Here is a 20,347-nt window from a genome sequence, read left to right as displayed (position 1 = left end):
ACAATTATACGGTGAAGCGCAGCTGTTAATGAACCATTAAATGCCGTTACGGCTCTTCCGGGCCAAGCGAGTAAACCGGGTAACCATGTTCACGCCATTCCGTCATCAGCTGTTGCTGCGAGGCGGAAGGCACTTCCCCGCACCAGACCAGCAGGGTCTGGCCGTCGAACAATTCAGGGCGAAATTGCGCCAGCGAGTGCACAAGGACATCAACGCGCCAGCCATTCTGGGTGGCAATCCAGGCCTCCAGCCACAGACGAGTAGTATCGTGCACGTTCCAGCCGACCACCAGCGCGTCTTTTCCGTGCTTGTTCTTCGCCGAGGCAAGGCAGACGGCAATGTAGTTGATCAGGACGCCGTCGAGCATACTCAGCAGCGCCTGCAGGGTGGTCTGCTGGCACTGCAGGCGTCGACGGAGCGGGATGAAAAGATGCGTGATCAGCGTTTGCGCGGGATAATCGCGCCCTTGCTCTTTTATCCATGCGCGCAGGCGCTGCAGATTGCCCGCCTGCAGAAGGCGCAGCAACGTTTCCTGTTGTTCGCGCCAGAGAAGCTGCGTGTCTGGATCGTCATGGCTGAGCAGGGATTTCACTTTGCCAACCTGCACACCGTTATCGATCCAGCTTTTGATCTCGCGGATCCGGTCGATATCGGCATCGTTGAAGAGACGATGGCCTCCGTCCGTTCTCTGCGGTTTGAGTAATCCATACCGTCGCTGCCATGCCCGTAGCGTGACGGGATTGATATCACAAAGGAGTGCCACTTCACCGATTGTGTAAAGCGCCATATTCGCCCCCTGGCTTACGCGTCCCCAGCTTAACTGTAGTCCCTGTTTACTGAACCAGGAAGAAATGGTTGTTTTTTGCACGAATAATGCGAAGCAGGCGTTAGGTTCGGCAAAAGGTGTGATGCCGGGCACGAATTGCAGCTTTTTTGCCGCGCTTCAAAGAAAGTTTACCGCCAGCAGTGTATGTTACGCGTTTTGAGGGTGTGCGGTTTTGAGTATGTACGAGTTTAATCTGGTGCTGCTGTTGCTTCAGCAGATGTGCGTATTTCTTGTCATCGCCTGGTTGATGAGTAAAACGCGTCTGTTCATTCCGCTGATGCAAGTTACCGTACGCCTGCCGCACAAGCTGCTCTGCTACGTGACCTTCTCTATTTTCTGCATTATGGGAACCTATTTTGGTCTCCATATCGAAGACTCCATTGCCAATACGCGAGCCATCGGTGCCGTGATGGGCGGGCTGCTTGGCGGCCCTGTGGTCGGTGGGCTGGTCGGGTTAACCGGTGGCCTGCATCGGTATTCGATGGGCGGCATGACGGCGCTGAGCTGTATGATCTCAACGATCGTCGAAGGGCTGCTCGGCGGCCTGGTTCACAGCTATATGATTAAGCGCGGTCGTCCGGATAAAGTCTTTAGCCCGCTCACCGCCGGGGCGATCACCTTTGTCGCTGAAATGGCGCAAATGGCCATCATCTTGCTGATTGCCCGACCGTTTGACGATGCGCTCCATCTGGTGAGCAATATCGCTGCCCCGATGATGGTGACGAATACCGTGGGTGCTGCGCTGTTTATGCGTATTCTGCTCGACAAGCGCGCCATGTTTGAGAAGTACACCTCGGCGTTTTCCGCGACGGCCCTGAAGGTCGCCGCTTCGACGGAGGGGATCCTGCGTCAGGGCTTTAACGAAGAGAACAGCATGAAGGTGGCGCAGGTGCTTTATAAGGAGCTGGATATCGGCGCGGTGGCGATAACCGACCGTGAACGGTTGCTGGCTTTTACCGGCACGGGCGACGACCACCATCTGCCCGGGAAACCGATCTCCTCCGCCTATACGCTGCGCGCCATTGAAACCGGCGAAGTGGTTTATGCCGACGGCAACGAAGTTCCTTACCGCTGTTCGCTGCACCCGCAGTGTAAACTGGGCTCCACGCTGGTTATTCCGCTGCGCGGGGAAAACCAGCGGGTAATGGGCACCATCAAGCTTTATGAAGCGAAAAACCGTCTGTTCAGCTCTATCAACCGTACGCTGGGAGAGGGCATCGCTCAGCTGCTCTCCGCGCAGATCCTCGCCGGGCAGTATGAGCGTCAGAAAGCGTTGCTGACGCAATCCGAAATTAAACTCCTGCACGCTCAGGTGAATCCGCATTTCCTGTTCAATGCGCTTAATACGCTCAAAGCGGTGATCCGCCGCGACAGCGATCAGGCCGCGCAGCTGGTTCAGTTCCTGTCGACGTTTTTCCGCAAAAACCTTAAACGTCCGTCCGAGATTGTGACCCTGGCCGATGAAATAGAACACGTTAATGCTTACCTGCAGATTGAGCAGGCACGCTTCCAGACTCGTCTGCAGGTGTCGTTATCCGTCCCGGATGAGCTGGCGTATCAGCATCTTCCGGCCTTTACCCTGCAGCCTATTGTGGAAAACGCCATTAAACACGGTACGTCACAGCTGTTGGGAATTGGGGAGATCACCATTTCCGCCAGCCGCTTTAACCATCATCTGGTGCTGGATATTGAAGATAACGCCGGGCTTTACGTGCCTTCCACCTCAGGCGGATTAGGGATGAGCCTGGTGGATAAACGCCTGCGCGCGCACTTTGGTGATGACTGTGGCATTACCGTTGCCTGTGAGCCCGACCGATTCACCCGTATTACGTTACGACTGCCGCTGGAGGAAAACGCATGCTAAGAGTGCTGATTGTGGATGATGAGCCGTTAGCACGGGAAAACCTGCGCGTTCTGTTGCAGGAGCAGCCTGACATTGAGATTGTGGGGGAGTGCGCAAACGCCATTGAGGCCATTGGCGCCGTGCACAAACTGCGCCCGGACGTGCTGTTCCTCGACATTCAGATGCCCCGAATTAGCGGCCTGGAGATGGTCGGAATGCTCGACCCGGAACATCGCCCCTACATTGTGTTTTTGACCGCCTTCGATGAATACGCCGTCAAAGCCTTTGAGGAGCACGCATTCGATTATTTACTCAAACCGATTGAAGAGAAGCGTCTTGAAAAGACCCTCAGCCGTTTGCGCCAGGAGCGCACCGTGCAGGATGTCACGCTGTTGCCGGAAAACCAGCAGCCGCTGAAATTTATCCCTTGCACTGGCCACAGTCGGATTTACCTTCTGCAGATGGACGATGTAGCGTTTGTCAGCAGCCGTTTGAGCGGCGTATTTGTTACCAGCGCGGAGGGGAACGAAGGCTTCACCGAGCTGACGCTGCGGACGCTGGAGAGCCGAACGCCGCTCGTTCGTTGCCATCGCCAGTATCTGGTGAACATGGCGCACCTGAAAGAGATCCGGCTGGAAGACAACGGACAGGCAGAGCTGGTGCTGCGTGCCGGGCAAACCGTCCCCGTCAGTCGCCGCTACCTTAAGAGTTTGAAAGAGGCGATCGGCCTGTAAAACTGGTACACTGCGCCCCATTGCATCATCGACAGTTAAGTTAAAGGCACCCATGCTCAGTAATGATATTCTCCGTAGCCTGCGCTACACCCTGAAAGCAAACAATAATGATATGGTGCGCATTCTTGCGCTTGCTGGCATGGAGTCCACCTCTGCCGGTTTCGACACCTGGATGACAAAAGAGGATGAAGAGGGGTTTGTTCGCTGCCCTGACATTATCCTGTCTGGCTTCCTGAACGGCCTCATCTACGACAAGCGCGGGAAAGATGACTCAGCACCAGAACTGGCGCTTGAGCGTCGGGTGAATAACAACACGGTGCTGAAAAAGCTGCGTATCGCCTTTTCACTGAAAACAGACGATATTCTGGCGATTATGACAGAGCAGAAGCACCGCGTGTCGATGCCGGAGATCACCGCCATGATGCGTGCGCCGGACCATAAGAACTACCGCGAGTGCGGCGACCAGTTTTTGCGTTATTTTTTACGCGGACTGACTCACCGGGTGCATCACGCTAAGCCGTGAGTGGTACCGGGGCGTGAAGGATGAAGAGGCAAAAAAAAGCCGGAGATTATCTCCGGCTTTTTTATTATTTCACCTGCTGACCTGGTTTGGCGCCTTCATCAGGGCTTAACAGGAAGATATCTTTCCCGCCAGGACCTGCCGCCATCACCATGCCTTCCGAGATGCCGAAGCGCATTTTGCGCGGTGCCAGGTTGGCGACCATCACGGTCTGACGGCCAATCAGCACCTGCGGATCAGGATAGGCAGAACGGATACCGGAGAAGACGTTACGCTTCTCACCGCCCAGATCCAGCGTCAGGCGCAGCAGTTTGTCCGAGCCTTCGACAAATTCCGCGTTTTCAATCAGTGCGACACGCAGATCGACCTTGGCGAAATCATCAAAGGTAATGGTCTCCTGAATCGGATCGTCTGCCAGCGGGCCAGTCACCGGCGCAGCGGCAGCCTTCACCTCTTCTTTAGACGCTTCCACCAGGGATTCTACCTGCTTCATCTCGATGCGGTTGTACAGCGCCTTGAAGGTATTCACCTTGTGGCCGAGCAGTGGCTGCTGGATAGCATCCCAGGTCAGCTCGGTGTTGAGGAATGCTTCAGCGCGGGAGGCCAGCTGTGGCAGTACCGGCTTCAGCCAGGTCATCAGCACGCGGAACATGTTCAGGCCCATGGTGCAGATCGCCTGCAGGTCGGCGTCGCGGCCTTCCTGTTTCGCGACAACCCACGGTGCCTGCTCGTCAACGTAGCGGTTAGCCACGTCAGCCAGCGCCATGATTTCACGAATCGCTTTACCGAACTCACGGCTTTCCCAGGCTTCGCCAACCGCCGCGGCGGCGTCGGTGAAGGTTTTGTACAGTTCAGGATCGGCCAGTTCGGCAGACAGCACGCCGTCGAAACGCTTGGCGATAAAGCCCGCGTTACGGGAAGCCAGGTTGACGACTTTGTTGACGATGTCGGCGTTCACGCGCTGCACGAAATCTTCCAGATTCAGGTCGATATCGTCGATGCGGGAAGAGAGCTTCGCCGTGTAGTAATAACGCAGGCTGTCCGCGTCGAAGTGGTTCAGCCAGGTGCTGGCTTTGATGAACGTACCGCGAGATTTGGACATCTTCGCGCCGTTGACCGTCACATAGCCGTGCACAAACAGGTTGGTTGGTTTACGGAAGTTACTGCCTTCCAGCATCGCCGGCCAGAACAGGCTGTGGAAGTAAACAATGTCTTTGCCGATAAAGTGATACAGCTCGGCGTCGGAATCTTTCTTCCAGTATTCGTCAAAGCTGACGGTGTCGCCGCGCTTGTCGCACAGGTTCTTGAAGGAGCCCATGTACCCGATTGGCGCATCCAGCCAGACGTAGAAGTATTTACCCGGTGCGTTCGGAATTTCGAAACCGAAATACGGTGCATCGCGGGAGATATCCCACTGCTGCAGACCGGATTCGAACCACTCCTGCATTTTATTCGCGACCTGCTCCTGCAGCGCGCCGCTGCGGGTCCACGCCTGCAGCATTTCGCTGAAGGACGGCAGGTCGAAGAAGAAGTGCTCGGAATCACGCATTACCGGTGTGGCACCCGAAACAACAGATTTCGGATCGATAAGCTCAGTCGGGCTGTAGGTTGCGCCGCACACTTCGCAGTTATCGCCATACTGATCCGGTGATTTACATTTCGGGCAGGTACCTTTGACAAAGCGGTCCGGCAGGAACATGCCTTTTTCCGGATCGTACAGCTGAGAGATGGTGCGGTTTTTAATAAAACCGTTCTCTTTCAGGCGAGAGTAGATCAGCTCCGACAGCTCACGGTTTTCGTCGCTGTGCGTGGAGTGATAGTTGTCATAGCTGATGTCAAAGCCCGCAAAATCGGTCTGATGCTCCTGACTCATTTCGGCAATCATCTGCTCTGGGGAGATCCCCAACTGCTGCGCTTTCAGCATGATCGGCGTGCCGTGGGCATCGTCCGCGCAGATGAAGTTAACCTCGTGGCCGCGCATTCGCTGGTAACGGACCCAGACATCAGCCTGGATATGCTCCAGCATGTGGCCGAGGTGGATTGAGCCGTTGGCGTACGGCAGTGCGCACGTTACCAGAATTTTCTTCGCGACTTGAGTCATAGTAGGCATTACTTCTTTTAACTGTGAAAAGGGTTTTTGATATTACCAAAAGGGGCATTATTAAGTAAGCACAAACCACGGCCTTTCAGGTAAACTTGTTCATCTAAGGTCTTATTCACAAGAACAAAGGAGTCGGGATGAGTTCTCAATCCCAGGCCAAATCACCGGAAGCCTTAAGAGCAATGGTCGCCGGGACGCTGGCTAACTTTCAGCATCCAACCCTGAAGCACAATCTCACCACGCTGAAAGCGTTACACCATGTCGCATGGCTGGACGATACGCTGCACATCGAGCTGCAGATGCCCTTCGTCTGGACCAGCGCGTTTGACGCGCTAAAAGAGCAAACCAGCTCTGAGCTGCTGCGCATTACCGGCGCGAAAGCCATTGACTGGAAGCTGACCCACAGCATCGCCACCCTCAAGCGTGTGAAAAACCACCCGGGCGTGAACGGCGTGAAAAACATCATTGCCGTCAGTTCAGGCAAGGGTGGGGTGGGTAAATCCTCTACGGCGGTAAACCTGGCGCTCGCGCTGGCAGCCGAAGGGGCGAAGGTCGGTATTCTGGACGCCGATATTTACGGACCGTCTGTGCCTAACATGCTGGGCGCGGAAAACCAGCGCCCAACCTCGCCGGATGGCACGCACATGGCGCCGATCATGGCCCACGGTCTGGCAACCAACTCCATTGGTTATCTGGTGACAGACGATAACGCCATGGTGTGGCGTGGTCCGATGGCCAGCAAAGCGCTGATGCAGATGCTGCAGGAGACAATGTGGCCCGATCTGGATTATCTGGTGCTGGATATGCCGCCGGGCACCGGTGACATTCAGCTGACACTGGCGCAAAACATTCCGGTAACGGGAGCGGTCGTGGTGACCACCCCGCAGGACATCGCGCTGATCGACGCCAAAAAAGGCATCGTGATGTTCGAGAAAGTGGACGTGCCGGTGCTGGGTATTGTCGAGAACATGAGTATGCATATCTGCAGCAACTGCGGACACCATGAGCCTATCTTTGGCACCGGTGGGGCAGAAAAACTGGCTGCGCAGTATCACACCCAACTGCTTGGGCAGATGCCGCTGCACATCTCGCTGCGTGAAGATCTGGACAGCGGGAAGCCGACGGTCGTCAGCCGTCCGGACAGTGAATTTGCAGAGATGTATCGACAGCTGGCGGGGCGCGTTGCGGCGCAGCTTTACTGGCAGGGCGAAGTCATCCCGAGTGAAATTGCGTTTCGCGCGGTGTGAGTGCTTTAGTCTGAATTGCCGGGCGGCGTTTGCGCCTGACCCGGCCTACGGAAATAACGTGTTGTAGGCCGGCTCAGCGAAGCGTCACCCGTGTCACCCGCGTTTAACGCTGTACGTAATGCATTAAAAAGTACTCGCCTTCCGGCGAGTCACCCTTCGCTTCAATATGCCAGCAATGGCGCTGGTAAAAGGCAACAGCCCGGTCATTCTTTACCAGACACTTCAGCGAACCCGTACTGGTGAACGCGTTTTGCACCTGTTCAAGGAGCAAATGACCGACGCCCAGACCTTGATACTGCGGATCGACAAACAGATTGTGCAGGAAGTTGTCGTTCGTCCACACCGACGCAAAACCCAGTCGATGCCCGTCCTGAACGGCCACCCAAATCACTTCGTCGCGGGTTGCCGCGTCAAAGTCTTCAAGCTGCCACTCGGAACCGTCCAGCCATGGCCAGGCCTCGCGCCGCGCGTGGAGATAGAGTGTTCGCAAAAAGGGGCGATCGCTCTCCTGCCAGGGCCGGATTAAAATGTCATTAGCGGTGATAGAAGATATCTCCATTGTAGGCTTTGTAGATTTTGCCATCTGCATCGCCAATCAGGACGTAGTTCTCGCCCATATAGGTCCAGTGGGTACCCGCATCCGGGGCCGGCAGGTTACGCAGCTGGTACTGTTTAATGGTGTACTCAGGCGTTTGATACTGCGCCGGTGCGGTGTCGCCAATCTTGAATTTGGTGAAATCAGCGATGAACTCTTGTTCCTCATAGGCTTTAATGCCTGATGGCGCAGCGGCGGTTTGCGGGGCAGAAAACGCGGAACCCGCCAGAGACAGTAATACACCCAGAAGCAGCAATTTACGCTTAGCCATTTTTTCTCCAGTGATATCGTTACAGATACTTTTCGTCTGCGGGTTCATGGAACGCGAGGCAGACAGTCCATTTTAAGTACCAAAGCATGGTGTGTTTGAAAAAAAATGTAACAAAAGTGGACGGTTTTGTGTAGTCGTAATGACGTGTGCAGTATCACTACAGTCAATATCTCCCGAGTTTGATATTTCCAATATTTATTATTTCATTAATCAATTCTGAAAATACCTTCTCACTTCGCAAATGGACTGTTCAACGCATGCTTTCCCACGTAAGAACATTTAATATCACCTCCGTATGACATCAATCTCTTTCCATTTTTTTTCAAAATAATGGGAACGATTTTGCTTTTTTATCGCCAGGAAGGGAAACGTTGTCCGTTTTTTGTAATACGTCCGCTAAAACAATAACCCGTTGAAAGTTTTAATTTAAATGAATTTATTTTTTATCTGTTTAACAACAAACACAACAATAAAAGAACTTTTTATATAAATGAAAAATACAACGCTATTTTCACTTTTATTTCTTTCAGTCGGCCAGTTAACTGGTTGCGTATTTTCGCCAGGTCAGGATCTCAGCATTACCGGGAAAAAAGTCATGACTGACGGAGAAGCGAATTATCAGCTCGATCAACACGTGGAAATTTATCCCCTGACCCCGGCGCTTGTTGAAAGATTGCGACCGCCTGTCCTCAAATCTCAGGCAAATCCTACTCTGGATGAGCAGGTCAAAAACTGGGAATACCGCATAGGCACCGGCGACATCCTGACGGTCACCGTCTGGGATCATCCGGAATTAACCACGCCCGCAGGGCAGTATCGTACCGCGAGTGACGCGGGTAACTGGGTGAATGCGGATGGAACGCTCTTCTATCCCTACGTCGGAAAACTGCATGTTGCAGGCAAAACGGTCGCGCAGGTGCGTGAAGCAATCACCGCGCAACTGGAGAAGGTCATTGAGAGTCCGCAGGTGGATGTCAGCGTGGCGTCTTTCCGCTCACAAAAAGCCTATGTGACGGGAGAGGTGGCAAAATCAGGCCAGCAACCGATAACCAATATTCCTTTGACGGTAATGGACGCGGTCAACGCCGCAGGTGGGCTTTCCGCGGATGCCGACTGGCGTAACGTGGTCCTCACGCATAATGGCCAGGACGCGCGCCTTTCGCTCTATGCGCTGATGCAGCATGGTGATTTAAGCCAGAATAAGCTGCTGTATCCGGGCGATATCCTCTTTGTTCCGCGTAACGATGCCTTAAAAGTGTTCGTGATGGGCGAGGTGGTGAAGCAGAGCACGTTGAAGATGGATCGTAGCGGAATGACCCTGGCGGAAGCCCTGGGGAATGCAGGCGGGCTGGATCAGAATATGGCCGATGCAACCGGGATTTTTGTTATTCGCTCGGTAGCGAAAAAAGGGGCGACGGACAAAATTGCCAATATCTATCAGCTCAATGCGAAGGATGCCTCCGCGATGGTACTGGGGACGGAATTCCAGCTTGAACCGTATGACATTGTCTACGTCACCACCGCGCCGTTGTCACGCTGGAATCGCGTGATCACACAGCTGGTACCCACCATCAGCGGTGTCCATGACCTGACCGAAACCGTCCGCTTCATCCGTTCATGGCCGCAATAATGTTCAACTCAATCTTAGTGGTTTGCACCGGCAATATTTGCCGTTCGCCGATGGGGGAGCGGCTGTTGCGACAACAGCTGCCCGGCAGACTCGTGACATCGGCTGGGATTTACGGATTTGAAGGACGCCCGGCGGATGCAACTGCACGGGAGGTGGCCCGGTGTTACGGCGTTTCGCTGGAGGGGCACGTGGCACGCAAGATGACGCGCAGCATGTTGCAAACTTCCGATTTAATTCTGGTGATGGAGCCGGAGCACCTGCGTTTTATTGCCGCTGTGTCGCCCGAATGTCGCGGAAAATCGCTGCTGTTTGGCCAATGGCTGGAAAACAGGGACATTCCCGATCCTTACCGCAAAAGTCGTGAAGCGTTTGAATATGTTTTCGGGCAACTGGTAAAAGCCAGTCAGGAATGGGCTCGTCGTGTGGGTCAAAAAGGAATTAAGCGTTAATGTCTTCTCATACATCAGACAAATACGGTGCTGCCGCACCGCACAGTAATGAAATCGATCTTATGCAGCTCTTTGCTGAGATGATTGATCACCGCATGCTAATCGGGCTGGTCACGCTCCTGTTTACGGTGTGCGCGGGGCTCTACGCGTTTAGCGCCACGCCGGTCTACCAGGCGGATGCCCTGGTACAGATAGAAGCAAAGCAGGACAACTCGTTGCTTAAAAGCTTAAGCCAGTTTGGGTCTGACCTTTCACCCGACGCTGAACCTGAACTGTTGCTGCTTAAATCGCGCATGATCCTGGGGGGAACCGTTGATAATCTGGGGCTGACATATCAGGTAAAACAGCGCGTTCTCCCGGTTGTGGGGCGCTTCTGGGAACGTCTACGCGGCAGTAAACCGGGCAACATGACGATAGGTGAGCTTACCCTGCCCCAGCAGGAGGGGAAACCGCAAGCGGTTGTCCTGACCGCGCTGGGGCAGGGCCGGTATCGCCTGGAAGGGGAGACGCTTAAGGCTGACGGTAGGGTTGGCAAACGGCTGGTGAAAGACGGGGTCACGCTTCTGGTGACCTCGCTCAGCGCGGAGCCGGGGACCCAATTCACCCTTCAAGCCTTTACCAGGCTTGAGGCAATTAACGCGCTGCAGAAGAGACTCTTTGTCGCGGAATCCGGTAAACAGAGCGGTATGATCACCCTGACGCTGACGGGTGAAGACCCGGACAGGATAGCGGTGGTGCTCAATACGATTGCTGAAAATTATCTCAGCCAGAATATTGCGCGCCAGGAGGCACAGGATTCCAGAAGTCTGGCGTTTTTACAGGAGCAGTTGCCTAAGGTCCGTCACGAACTGGATGAGGCCGAAGCACGACTGAATGCCTATCGGGCGAAGCGCGATTCCGTCGACTTATCCCTTGAGGCGAAGTCCGTACTGGATCAGGTCGTTAACGTGGAAAATCAGCTCAACGAACTGACTTTTCGTGAGGCAGAGGTTTCTCAGCTTTTCAAAAAGGATCACCCGACCTATCGCGCATTACGGGAGAAGCGACAAACGCTCGAAGAGGGACGTGCGCGCCTGAACAGCCGGGTTTCATCTATGCCTTCTACCCAGCAGGAAGTGTTGCGCCTGAGCCGTGATGTCGAGTCCGGGCGTACCATTTACCTGCAGCTGCTGACACGCCAACAGGAACTGAACATTTCACGCTCCAGCGCCATCGGCAACGTGCGGATCATTGATACCGCGGTTACACAACCTGAGCCAATAAAGCCCCGTAAAGCGCTTATTATTCTGCCTGGTGTGCTGCTAGGGCTGATGGTCTCCATGGGTTGGGTGTTGGTTCGTACTGCCTGTCGGCGAGGGATCACCTCGTCTGAGCAAATAGAAGAGCAGGGGATGCCGGTTCTGGCGACGCTGCCGCGCTCGGTCTGGCTGTGGAAAAAAACGCATTTGCGCCGAAAGCACTTTTTGGCGCCCCACGGGAAACACAAAACTTCGGATATCCCCTTCCTGCCCACAGACCGGCCAGCGGATATGTTTGTTGAAGCGATGCGCGGACTGCGTACCAGCCTGCACTTCACGATGATGGACGCCTCAAACCAGATCGTGGTGATTACGGGCCCCACGCAGAATTGCGGCAAAACGCTGGTCAGCACGTCACTGGCATCAATAGCGGCTCAGGCCGGAAAGCGGGTGCTCTTTATCGATGCGGATATGCGTAAAGGCTATGTGCATAATCTCTTTAAGCTGAACAACCATCACGGATTATCCGCTGTCCTTGAGGGAAATGTGGCGTGGCAGGAGGCGATCCAGCGCGTTGATAAGGCGGGCTTTGATGTTCTGACCTGTGGTCCCCAGCCGTTACGTCCCGTGGAGCTGCTCATGGGAGAACGCTTCCAGGAGGTGATGTCGGGGATGAACGCACACTATGACGTTGTTATCGTTGATACACCGCCGGTGCTGGCCGTGACCGATGCGGTGCTGATTGCCAGAGTGGCCGCAACCACGTTACTGGTTGCCCGCTTTGGTAAAACCAACGTGAAAGAGACGGAAAACTGTGTAAAGCGTCTGCAGCAGATGGGTGTGCAGGTGAACGGTGCCATTCTCAATGATATCGTGAAATCTGCGGCGCTATATTACAGCGCGGGGTATAGCCATTTCGACTACGGCTATACCCCGAAGGAAAAGCGGCGTGAGGGTTAGTGCTTCACCAGCGTGGCGAAGTAATACACCAGGGGAATGGCGAGGATCCAAAGACCGACGGGGATATCGCGCCATTTCCCGGCTATCGCTTTGATAACGATATAAAACAGCAGCCCGCCCGCAATACCGGTCCCGAAACTGTTGGCAATCAGCGTAATCATCACCATCATCAACACCGGCAAGCCGTCGGTGAAGTTCGCCAGATCAACCTTACGTAAACCGCTAAACATATTCAGCCCGATGAGGATCAGGGCGGGCGCCGTGGCTTCTTTCGGGATCATCAGCGCCACAGGGGTAAACAGCAGCATCAGCAGGAACATTACCGCCGCGGCCAGCGCGGTCATGCCGGTTTTGCCGCCAGCTTCCGCGGCTGCGGACGATTCAATCAGTGCCGTGGCGGCAGGAATGCCTACCCACGGGCCAATTGCGGCGGCAATGGAGTCCACCATAAACGGGCGGTTAATGTTTGGCATATTGCCTTCTTCATCCAGCAGCCCTGCTTCACCGCCCACCGCCAGCGTTGTTCCCATGGTGGAGAAAAACTCGGAGGCGAAGAAGACAAAGAGGAACGGCAGAAAGGCAATATTCAGCGCGCCCAGCATATCGACATGCCCGAGGACGGGAGCGATGGAGTGGGGCACATCGATAAAACTGGCGGGTAATTTCGTGACGCCCATCGGAATACCCACGAGGGTCGCGAGCAGGATAGCCCACAGGATCGCACCCGGAATACGACGAGCCTGCAGGCCGATAGCCAGGAACAGGCCGAGCAACGCCACCAGCGCACCGGGTGATAAAAAATCTCCCAGCATCAGTGCGTTCGTTTTGGCATTCGCCAGCACCAGCCCGGCGTTGCGGAAACCGAGTACGGCGACAAACAGCCCGATGGAGGCCGTCAGCCCCAGCTTGATGGACTGCGGCACCGAGCGGGTCACCACTTCACGCAGGCCAAACCGGGTCAGCAGGAAGAATAAAATCCCCGACCAGCAGGCGATACCCAGACCAATTTGCCAGCCAATGCCTTCACTGCCCGCAAGCGTCACCCCGACCAGCACCGAGCCACCAATTCCTGGCCCGACGATAAACGGCAGGTTGGCGTAAAACGCCATCAGCAGCGTCCCGGCAACGAAGACCAGAATGGTGCCCGTGGTCGCGGCGCCTTTGTCCATTCCGCCCACGGCCAGCAGCCCCGGGATCACCACCAGCAAATAGGCGGCGGCGAGAAAACCGGTGATACCCGCCAGGCACTCGGTGCGCACGGTGCTCCCGCGTGCACGGAGTGCAAAACGACGTTCAAGCCAGCGCCCTGGTGCTGGCGAATTAACGGTATTGTCGGCCATTATCCGGCTCTCCTTCGGTATTATTGTGTGTTGTCCGGGGTTTCCCGGTAAGAAATCAGCGGATCGACAATCTGGCGCGTGCTGCCATCGGTCAGTCCAAGATCGGTCAAATGTGGCCCGGCATTACAGGCAAGGCAGGTTCCTTCGATGGCCTTAAAGACCCGATAAGGCGGTTCCCAGTCGGCAATCAGACTGCTGCGATCGCGCAGCGTCCTGAACTGCAGCGCCAGCTCGGCAGGTGGCAGTTCCGACAGCATGCCCGCAATCGGCATGGCAACGTGGGCAATCACGTCACCCTGTTGCGCCAGCGCCATGCCACCACCGCTGTTGATAAGCGTATTGGCAGCCAGCGCCATATCGTTCGGATCGCGGCCCAAAACCACCAGGTTGTGAGAGTCGTGCGAGTAGCTGGTGGCAATCGCCCCGCGCAGTTCCCCCCAGCCTTCAAGCAGGGCAATTTGCGGTTTTGCTGCATGACGGGCATGGCGATGCTGAACCCAGATCAGGCTAAAACCGTCCGGGATCTGCACGCACCCGTTGCGCACCTGCACATCTGTTTCACCCCAGCGGGTAAAGCGCGCGCCGCAGATGTGGCGCAAGCGAGCCACGCCATGGTTCGCGTTGCCAATGCGCATGCAAAAATCATCAGCGGTCAGGGCAGACAACCGTACGGTATCACGCGGCAACGTAAGAGGCGTATCAGCAACAGGTTCGAGCGTTGCCCCGTCCCGGGCAATCAGCTTTCCGGCGACGTAGACCTGGTGCGCCGTCAGTTTATCCAGCGAGTCAAACACCACCAGATCCGCGCGACGCCCGGCGGCAATCAGCCCCAGGTCGTTACGCTGCAGGCGAATGGCTGCATTGAGCGTTGCAAAACGCAGTGCGTCGGTGGCCGCTAATCCATTTTCAATCAGCAGGTTCAGCAGCGCGATGATCCCGCCTTTTTCCATGAGGATGTCTGGCGGAACATCATCGGTACAAACCGTGATGTGAGACGAAAGATGGGGGAGCGTTTTCAGGGCGCTGACAATATCGGGCAGCAGATAAGGGTGCGAACCGCGGATCTCCAGCGTCAGCCCGGCACGCAGCTTTTCCAGCGCATCGTCAGCCGACGTTAACTCATGGTCAGAAGTCACGCCTGCTGCCAGATAAGCCTGTAAATCCGCACCGCTGAGACCGCGGGCATGGCCTTCAATCAGCTTTCCGCTGTCGAGCCCGGCCTGCATAATTTCAAGCATACGCTGGCTGCCATTGAGCACCCCATGCATGTCCATCACTTCAGCCACACCGCGCACTTCCGGCCAGCCAAGCAGGGTGTTCATCTCGTCTCCGGCAAAATCCGCCCCGGACATTTCCAGGCCGGGCGTTGAGGGCACGCTTGAAGGCGCGGCGACCATCACCTGCAGCGGCAGATTGCGGCTGGCCTCAATGGCAAAACGGACGCCGTCAATGCCCAGCACGTTGGCCAGTTCATGCGGATCCCAGAAGACCGCCGTGGTGCCCTGTGCAAGCACAATCTCCGCGTAGCGGGCGGGCATAAGATGAGAGCTTTCAAGGTGGACGTGGGTATCCATCAGCCCTGGCGACAGAAACTGGTTGTTCAGCGCGTGGGTCTCATGTGCGTCGTTGCGGCTGCCGCGCGGATGGACGCTGGCAATCAGTGATCCCACGATACCAACATCCGCTTCGCGGATCTCACCGGTGACCATATCCACAATACGGGTATCGGTGAGCAGCAGGTCAAAGGGCATTTCGCCTCGTGCAGCCTGAACGGCGCGGCGTCGGGTTTCAGCAGTCATGCAATTAACAGTTCCAGCATCAAAATAATGACGCTACTCTATGCACACGGCAAACGTTTGCCCAGCTGATAAAATTTATCGCCCGATAACCCCGGGTTATTCTGTGACGTGTGTAATGGATAATCATGACGGAACCCTGGCAGCGCTTGCCCGCGCTCTCTCTTCGACAGCTACAGTATTTTGTCACTCTGGCGCAGCTGCGTCATTTTACTGATACCGCCAGCAAACTGGCTATCAGCCAGCCGGCGCTCAGCAGTGCGTTGCGGCAAATCGAGACGGTGCTTGGGGGCAAACTGGTTAACCGGACCGCCTCGGCCGTGACGTTGACGGAGCTTGGCAATGCCATCCTGCCGCACGCGCAGCGGGTGCTCAGCGTGGCGCAGCTTGCGTTTGACGACATGCAGCACATTGTTCAGGCGGGCGGAGAAGGTACGGTGCGTATCGGGCTGATCCCTTCCGTGAGTTCGCTGCTGTTCCCCTTGTTGCCCCGGACGCTCGCGCAGGCTTTTCCCCGCCTCAGGGTGGAATTTCACGATCAAACCAACGATGCGCTGGTGGCCCAGCTGCTGAAAGGGCAGATTGATTTCGGCATTGGTGCGCTCGATAACTCTGTTCCCGACCAGCTGAACGTGTTTCCCTTACAGGACGACCCGTTTGTCGCAGTCATTCACAGCGACGATCCGCTGGCCGCGTCGGCGCACCTGCCCTGGAAGCAACTGGCAGGGCGGGATATCGCCGTGTTCTCAAAAGGTAATATTCAGCGTCTGGTTGCGGCGCTCGCGGAAAGCCACCGTTTGTCGTTGCCGACACGCTATCAGGTGGACTACATCGAAACTTTGTATGGTCTGGTGCGCTCGAAACTCGCCGTGGCGATTTTACCGCAGCTCTATACCACGCACCTCCAGGACCCGCAGCTCAGGGTGGTACATCTTCAACAACCGGCCCTGGCCCGCACGGTGGCGTTAATGCGCGCCCCGCAGCCGCTTCCTCCGCTTATCGAATCCTGCTTTACGCTGATGGCCGACACGTTGCGAACGAAATGACCCGACACTTCTTTACAGCGTGAGGGCGCATTGCTCGCTAAGATGACCGTCGATTCATCAAGAGGTCACAATGGAAAACCGCAAATTCAGTCGACTGCGCCGCTGGGCGCGGGAAGGGATCATCTTCTTTCTGCTCGCGCTGGCCGTAATGTGGGGCGTGGATCAATACCGCAAGCCCACACTCCCCGCCAGCTTTAGCGCTGCACCGATGCACAGCATCGACGGAAAGATCCACGATATAACGGTACTCAGCCAGGAACGCCCGCTGCTGATATACGTATGGGCAACCTGGTGCAGCATCTGCCGGTTTACGACGCCCTCGGTCAATACGCTGGCAGAACAGGGTGGCAACGTCGTAAGTATCGCCATGCGTTCCGGCGACGATGCAAAGCTGGCGCGCTGGGTCGACAAGAAACAGCTGGTCATGCCGGTGGTCAACGATGCCAACGGTGCGCTGTCGCAGGCGTGGCAGGTGAGCGTAACACCGACGCTGGTGATCGTGTCGAAGGGGAAAGTGGTCAGTACTACTACGGGGTGGACAAGTTACTGGGGAATGAAGCTCAGACTGTGGTGGGCAGGGCTGTAAAGAGAGCCCCTCTTCCGGCGGAAGAGGGGCTGGATATTACTTCGCCAGAACTTCCTGTGCGGTACGCTCAACCAGCGACAGCAGGACTTTAATGTCCTCCAGGGTCACGGTTGGGTTCAGCAGAGTCAGCTTCAGGCAGGTGACGCCGTTATGCTCGGTCACGCCGACGTTAGCACGGCCGGATTCCAGCAGCGCATCACCAATTTTCTGGTTCAGCAGGGCGATACCCGCGTCGTCCATCTGTACCTGTCCACGGAAGCGGAACAATACGCTTGCCAGCTGCGGCTGCATAACCAGTTCCAGAGCAGGCTGCTCTTTCACGTAAGCCGCAACCTGCTGTGCCAGCGTAACACCGTGATCGATGATCGCCGCGTATTGTTCCTGACCCAGCGCTTCCAGGCTCATCCACAGCTTCAGCGCGTCGAAACGACGGGTCGTCTGCAGAGATTTCGACACCAGGTTAGGCACGCCAGCTTCTTCATCGAACTCAGAGTTCAGATAGGCCGCCTGATAGCGCATCAGCTCATAGTGGCGCGCTTCTTTGAGCAGGAACGCACCGCAGCTGATGGTCTGGAAGAACTGCTTGTGGAAGTCCAGAGTAACGGAATCCACCAGCTCGATACCGTCCAGGTAGTGACGATACTGCTCAGACATCAGCAGCGCGCCGCCCCAGGCCGCATCAACGTGTACCCAGATATTCTGTTTCGCCGCCAGTTCAGCAATGGCACGCAGCGGATCGATTGCACCTGCATCGGTAGTACCGGCAGTGGCAACAATCGCCAGGATCTGCTCGCCGTTAGCATTGCACTGCTCAATTTTCGCTGCCAGATCGCTGAGATCCATGCGCGAAAATTCATCCGTTTTCACCTGCACGACGGACTGGTAGCCCAGACCCATCAGCGCCATGTTCTTCTGCACGGAGAAGTGTGCGTTTTCAGAGCACAGCACGCGGATTTTACGCAGATCGCCAACCAGACCGTCCTGCTGAACGGAGTGACCCTGACGCGCGAAGAACGCATCACGGGCCAGCATCAGACCCATCAGGTTGCTCTGCGTGCCGCCGCTGGTGAACACACCAGCGTCGCCAGCCTGATAACCCACGCGGGTACGCAGCCATTCGATCAGCTTGATCTCAATGATGGTTGCGGACGGGCTTTGATCCCAGGAGTCCATGCTCTGGTTAGTGGCGTTAATCAGTACTTCCGCCGCCTGGCTAACCACCAGGCTTGGGCAGTGCAGGTGCGCCACACACTGCGGGTGATGAACGGACAGGCTGTCTTTCAGGAAGAACTCCACGGCGCGTTCAATCGCCGCTTCGTTGCCCAGCCCTTTCGGGTTGAAATCCAGCTTAATACGGTCGCGCAGTTCCGCGACCGTTTTGCCCTGATACATCTCAGGCTGTTTCAGCCACTGCATCACAGCCTGAGTGCTTTGTTCAATCGCCTGCTGGTAAGCTTCAATGCTCTGTGCAGAGGAGAACAAAATTGGGTTTGAATCTGACATCGTGTTCAACAACTCCGGTTACGCCGGGCGAACGCCCGCAGCAAGCAGTGCCTGCTCGAATTTATCCAGGAAGACTTTCAGCTCATCATCGCTGATCAGCAGGGAAGGCAGCAGACGCAGAACAATACCGTTGCGACCACCGCGCTCCAGAATCAGGCCGGCTTCGAAGCACTTCTTCTGAATCAGTGCAGACAGCTCGCCATCACCCGGGTAGCAACCCATGTGGTCTGCCGCTTCGTGTGGCTTAACGATCTCAATCCCGATCATCATGCCCAGGCCGCGAACGTGACCGATAACCGGATAGCGTTTCGCCATCTCGTTCAGCTGGCCTTTCAGCCATTCGCCCTGTGCGGCCACTTTGCCCGCGATGTTCTGGTCTTTCAGGATTTTCAGCGTTGTCAGACCGGTTGCCATTGCCAGCTGGTTGCCGCGGAAGGTACCGGTGTGGTGGCCTGGTGCCCACGCATCGAACTGTTTTTTGATGCCGAGTACCGCCAGTGGCAGACCGCCGCCAACCGCTTTAGACATCACGATGATGTCTGGCTCAATGCCCGCGTGTTCGAAGGCGAAGAATTTACCGGTACGGGCAAAGCCAGCCTGAACTTCGTCGAGGATCAGCAGAATGCCGTGTTCCTGAGTCACTTTACGGATGCGCTGCAGCCATTCAACCGGAGCCGGGTTCACGCCGCCTTCACCCTGAACGGCTTCAAGGATCACTGCCGCAGGTTTACGCACACCGCTTTCAACGTCGTTGATCAGGTTTTCGAAATAGTAGGTCAGCGCTTTCACACCCGCCTCACCGCCGATACCCAGTGGGCAACGGTACTGGTGTGGGTAAGGCATGAACTGCACTTCTGGCATCATTCCGTTAACCGCTTCTTTCGGAGACAGGTTGCCGGTAACGGCCAGTGCGCCGTGAGTCATACCGTGGTAACCACCAGAGAAGCTGATGATACCGCTACGACCGGTCACTTTTTTCGCCAGTTTCAGCGCCGCTTCAACGGCGTCAGCACCGGATGGACCGGTGAACTGCAGGCAGTACTCTTTGCCCTGACCAGGCAGCAGAGAGAGCAGATATTCTGAGAACGCGTCTTTCAGAGGCGTAGTCAGATCCAGAGTATGTAACGGCAAGCCGCTGGTAATGACATTTTGGATGCTTTTCAGCACATCAGGATGGTTATGTCCAAGCGCAAGGGTGCCTGCGCCTGCTAAACAGTCAAGGTATTCTTTATTGTCTGCATCGGTGATCCACACGCCTTCTGCTTTAGTGATTGCTAAAGGCAGTTTGCGCGGATAACTCCTGACGTTAGATTCAAACTCGGCCTGACGGGCCAGATAGGTTTCGTTGCTTTTGTGGGCATCTACGGTGTCAATACGGACTTTATCCGTCATCATATCACTCCTACAACCGCCGCTTCGTTATGAGCAACGATTGAATAAAAAGTTAAAAAACAGATGGGGGCCTGAAAAAAACGCCGCCAATATAGAGCCTTTTGTCACGAGGCTCAATGGTTAATTTGTTTACTGTTTTATGACATGCGGTACGGGGGAGGGAATATCCTCATTTTAAGAATAAAAATTGCGCTTTATGCCAAACAAAAACAGCCGGTTACGCGTATTTTGTCAGGACTGTAAAAAGAGAGAAAAGTGTGTGACAAATCG

At 55.6% G+C, this 20,347-nt stretch carries 17 protein-coding genes; 9 read left to right on the top strand and 8 right to left on the bottom strand.

Annotation, left to right across the window (positions count from 1 at the left end; translation table 11 throughout):
* Positions 1-46: 46 nt before the first annotated feature.
* Positions 47-787 (bottom strand): HTH-type transcriptional regulator MlrA, encoded by a 741-nt coding sequence (mlrA, locus tag AAIR21_RS19215; protein WP_020883214.1) that lies wholly within the window; start codon positions 785-787, stop codon positions 47-49.
* A 217-nt stretch (positions 788-1,004) separates the two neighbouring features.
* Here mlrA and AAIR21_RS19210 point away from each other — a divergent pair, with 217 nt between their 5' ends.
* From AAIR21_RS19210 to AAIR21_RS19200, 3 genes are read left to right on the top strand one after another with little or no spacing between them, the layout of a single operon-like run.
* Positions 1,005-2,690: a sensor histidine kinase gene (locus AAIR21_RS19210; RefSeq protein ID WP_025203652.1), complete on the top strand. Its 1,686-nt coding sequence runs from the start codon at positions 1,005-1,007 to the stop codon at positions 2,688-2,690.
* On the top strand, positions 2,684-3,403 hold the full coding sequence (gene btsR, locus AAIR21_RS19205) for a two-component system response regulator BtsR (protein WP_020883216.1): 720 nt from the start codon (positions 2,684-2,686) through the stop codon (positions 3,401-3,403). The genes AAIR21_RS19210 and btsR overlap by 7 nt, the downstream gene beginning before the upstream one ends.
* Positions 3,404-3,455: 52 nt before the next feature.
* Positions 3,456-3,926 (top strand): DUF1456 family protein, encoded by a 471-nt coding sequence (locus AAIR21_RS19200; protein WP_014170878.1) that lies wholly within the window; start codon positions 3,456-3,458, stop codon positions 3,924-3,926.
* Between the two features lie 64 nt (positions 3,927-3,990).
* Here AAIR21_RS19200 and metG read toward each other — a convergent pair whose 3' ends face one another.
* Complete coding sequence (gene metG / locus AAIR21_RS19195; protein ID WP_020883217.1) at positions 3,991-6,024, bottom strand: methionine--tRNA ligase; 2,034 nt, start codon at positions 6,022-6,024, stop codon at positions 3,991-3,993.
* Positions 6,025-6,161: 137 nt separating this feature from the next.
* Here metG and apbC point away from each other — a divergent pair, with 137 nt between their 5' ends.
* Entirely contained in the window at positions 6,162-7,271 is a 1,110-nt protein-coding gene (gene apbC / locus AAIR21_RS19190; RefSeq protein ID WP_020883218.1) for an iron-sulfur cluster carrier protein ApbC, read from the top strand.
* A gap of 103 nt (positions 7,272-7,374) precedes the next feature.
* On the opposite strand, the gene AAIR21_RS19185 is transcribed toward apbC, so the two are convergent.
* Together AAIR21_RS19185 and AAIR21_RS19180 are read right to left on the bottom strand one after the other, a co-directional pair.
* Positions 7,375-7,830 carry a GNAT family N-acetyltransferase gene (locus AAIR21_RS19185; protein WP_410390819.1) on the bottom strand — a complete coding sequence of 152 codons (456 nt, stop codon included), beginning with the start codon at positions 7,828-7,830 and terminating at the stop codon, positions 7,375-7,377.
* Complete coding sequence (locus tag AAIR21_RS19180; protein WP_008500887.1) at positions 7,805-8,137, bottom strand: RcnB family protein; 333 nt, start codon at positions 8,135-8,137, stop codon at positions 7,805-7,807. Before AAIR21_RS19180 ends, AAIR21_RS19185 begins: the two co-directional genes overlap by 26 nt.
* A gap of 490 nt (positions 8,138-8,627) precedes the next feature.
* On the opposite strand from AAIR21_RS19180, the gene AAIR21_RS19175 reads away from it, so the two are divergent.
* The 3 genes from AAIR21_RS19175 to AAIR21_RS19165 are packed head-to-tail and all read left to right on the top strand — an operon-like array spanning position 8,628 to position 12,414.
* On the top strand, positions 8,628-9,767 hold the full coding sequence (locus AAIR21_RS19175) for a polysaccharide export protein (RefSeq protein ID WP_059306865.1): 1,140 nt from the start codon (positions 8,628-8,630) through the stop codon (positions 9,765-9,767).
* The gene (locus AAIR21_RS19170; RefSeq protein WP_047742893.1) at positions 9,767-10,216 is read left to right on the top strand and encodes a protein-tyrosine-phosphatase; all 450 of its coding nucleotides are present in this window, start codon (positions 9,767-9,769) and stop codon (positions 10,214-10,216) included. The genes AAIR21_RS19175 and AAIR21_RS19170 overlap by 1 nt, the downstream gene beginning before the upstream one ends.
* Entirely contained in the window at positions 10,216-12,414 is a 2,199-nt protein-coding gene (locus tag AAIR21_RS19165) for a polysaccharide biosynthesis tyrosine autokinase (protein ID WP_183516147.1), read from the top strand. Before AAIR21_RS19170 ends, AAIR21_RS19165 begins: the two co-directional genes overlap by 1 nt.
* On the opposite strand, the gene AAIR21_RS19160 is transcribed toward AAIR21_RS19165, so the two are convergent.
* Together AAIR21_RS19160 and AAIR21_RS19155 are read right to left on the bottom strand one after the other, a co-directional pair.
* Positions 12,411-13,754, bottom strand: a complete 1,344-nt coding sequence (locus AAIR21_RS19160) for an NCS2 family permease (protein ID WP_032678560.1) — start codon at positions 13,752-13,754, stop codon at positions 12,411-12,413. The two genes, AAIR21_RS19165 and AAIR21_RS19160, sit on opposite strands and share 4 nt — an antisense overlap.
* Positions 13,755-13,774: 20 nt before the next feature.
* On the bottom strand, positions 13,775-15,553 hold the full coding sequence (locus AAIR21_RS19155; protein ID WP_183516148.1) for an adenine deaminase: 1,779 nt from the start codon (positions 15,551-15,553) through the stop codon (positions 13,775-13,777).
* A gap of 122 nt (positions 15,554-15,675) precedes the next feature.
* Here AAIR21_RS19155 and AAIR21_RS19150 point away from each other — a divergent pair, with 122 nt between their 5' ends.
* Positions 15,676-16,596, top strand: coding sequence for a LysR family transcriptional regulator (locus tag AAIR21_RS19150; RefSeq protein ID WP_160890458.1), 921 nt, complete (start codon positions 15,676-15,678; stop codon positions 16,594-16,596).
* 70 nt (positions 16,597-16,666) lie between these two features.
* On the top strand, positions 16,667-17,182 hold the full coding sequence (locus AAIR21_RS19145; protein WP_121339288.1) for a protein disulfide oxidoreductase: 516 nt from the start codon (positions 16,667-16,669) through the stop codon (positions 17,180-17,182).
* Between the two features lie 36 nt (positions 17,183-17,218).
* Here AAIR21_RS19145 and AAIR21_RS19140 read toward each other — a convergent pair whose 3' ends face one another.
* Together AAIR21_RS19140 and AAIR21_RS19135 are read right to left on the bottom strand one after the other, a co-directional pair.
* The gene (locus AAIR21_RS19140; protein WP_041162772.1) at positions 17,219-18,685 is read right to left on the bottom strand and encodes a pyridoxal phosphate-dependent decarboxylase family protein; all 1,467 of its coding nucleotides are present in this window, start codon (positions 18,683-18,685) and stop codon (positions 17,219-17,221) included.
* Positions 18,686-18,703: 18 nt separating this feature from the next.
* On the bottom strand, positions 18,704-20,080 hold the full coding sequence (locus AAIR21_RS19135) for a diaminobutyrate--2-oxoglutarate transaminase (protein ID WP_014170865.1): 1,377 nt from the start codon (positions 20,078-20,080) through the stop codon (positions 18,704-18,706).
* Positions 20,081-20,347 lie beyond the last annotated feature (267 nt).

The sequence above is a fragment of the Enterobacter sp. PTB genome, from assembly GCF_051130085.1.
Classification (GTDB): domain Bacteria; phylum Pseudomonadota; class Gammaproteobacteria; order Enterobacterales; family Enterobacteriaceae; genus Enterobacter; species Enterobacter ludwigii.
This window is presented reverse-complemented; position numbering and strand designations above follow the sequence as displayed.

Excerpts from the sequence above, each read along its gene's own strand:
- mlrA (WP_020883214.1), bottom strand. The coding sequence starts at position 787 with ATGGCGCTTTACACAATCGGTGAAGTGGCACTCCTTTGTGATATCAAT.
- AAIR21_RS19210 (WP_025203652.1), top strand. The coding sequence starts at position 1,005 with ATGTACGAGTTTAATCTGGTGCTGCTGTTGCTTCAGCAGATGTGCGTA.
- btsR (WP_020883216.1), top strand. The coding sequence starts at position 2,684 with ATGCTAAGAGTGCTGATTGTGGATGATGAGCCGTTAGCACGGGAAAAC.
- AAIR21_RS19200 (WP_014170878.1), top strand. The coding sequence starts at position 3,456 with ATGCTCAGTAATGATATTCTCCGTAGCCTGCGCTACACCCTGAAAGCA.
- metG (WP_020883217.1), bottom strand. The coding sequence starts at position 6,024 with ATGACTCAAGTCGCGAAGAAAATTCTGGTAACGTGCGCACTGCCGTAC.
- apbC (WP_020883218.1), top strand. The coding sequence starts at position 6,162 with ATGAGTTCTCAATCCCAGGCCAAATCACCGGAAGCCTTAAGAGCAATG.
- AAIR21_RS19185 (WP_410390819.1), bottom strand. The coding sequence starts at position 7,830 with ATGGAGATATCTTCTATCACCGCTAATGACATTTTAATCCGGCCCTGG.
- AAIR21_RS19180 (WP_008500887.1), bottom strand. The coding sequence starts at position 8,137 with ATGGCTAAGCGTAAATTGCTGCTTCTGGGTGTATTACTGTCTCTGGCG.
- AAIR21_RS19175 (WP_059306865.1), top strand. The coding sequence starts at position 8,628 with ATGAAAAATACAACGCTATTTTCACTTTTATTTCTTTCAGTCGGCCAG.
- AAIR21_RS19170 (WP_047742893.1), top strand. The coding sequence starts at position 9,767 with ATGTTCAACTCAATCTTAGTGGTTTGCACCGGCAATATTTGCCGTTCG.
- AAIR21_RS19165 (WP_183516147.1), top strand. The coding sequence starts at position 10,216 with ATGTCTTCTCATACATCAGACAAATACGGTGCTGCCGCACCGCACAGT.
- AAIR21_RS19160 (WP_032678560.1), bottom strand. The coding sequence starts at position 13,754 with ATGGCCGACAATACCGTTAATTCGCCAGCACCAGGGCGCTGGCTTGAA.
- AAIR21_RS19155 (WP_183516148.1), bottom strand. The coding sequence starts at position 15,553 with ATGACTGCTGAAACCCGACGCCGCGCCGTTCAGGCTGCACGAGGCGAA.
- AAIR21_RS19145 (WP_121339288.1), top strand. The coding sequence starts at position 16,667 with ATGGAAAACCGCAAATTCAGTCGACTGCGCCGCTGGGCGCGGGAAGGG.
- AAIR21_RS19140 (WP_041162772.1), bottom strand. The coding sequence starts at position 18,685 with ATGTCAGATTCAAACCCAATTTTGTTCTCCTCTGCACAGAGCATTGAA.
- AAIR21_RS19135 (WP_014170865.1), bottom strand. The coding sequence starts at position 20,080 with ATGATGACGGATAAAGTCCGTATTGACACCGTAGATGCCCACAAAAGC.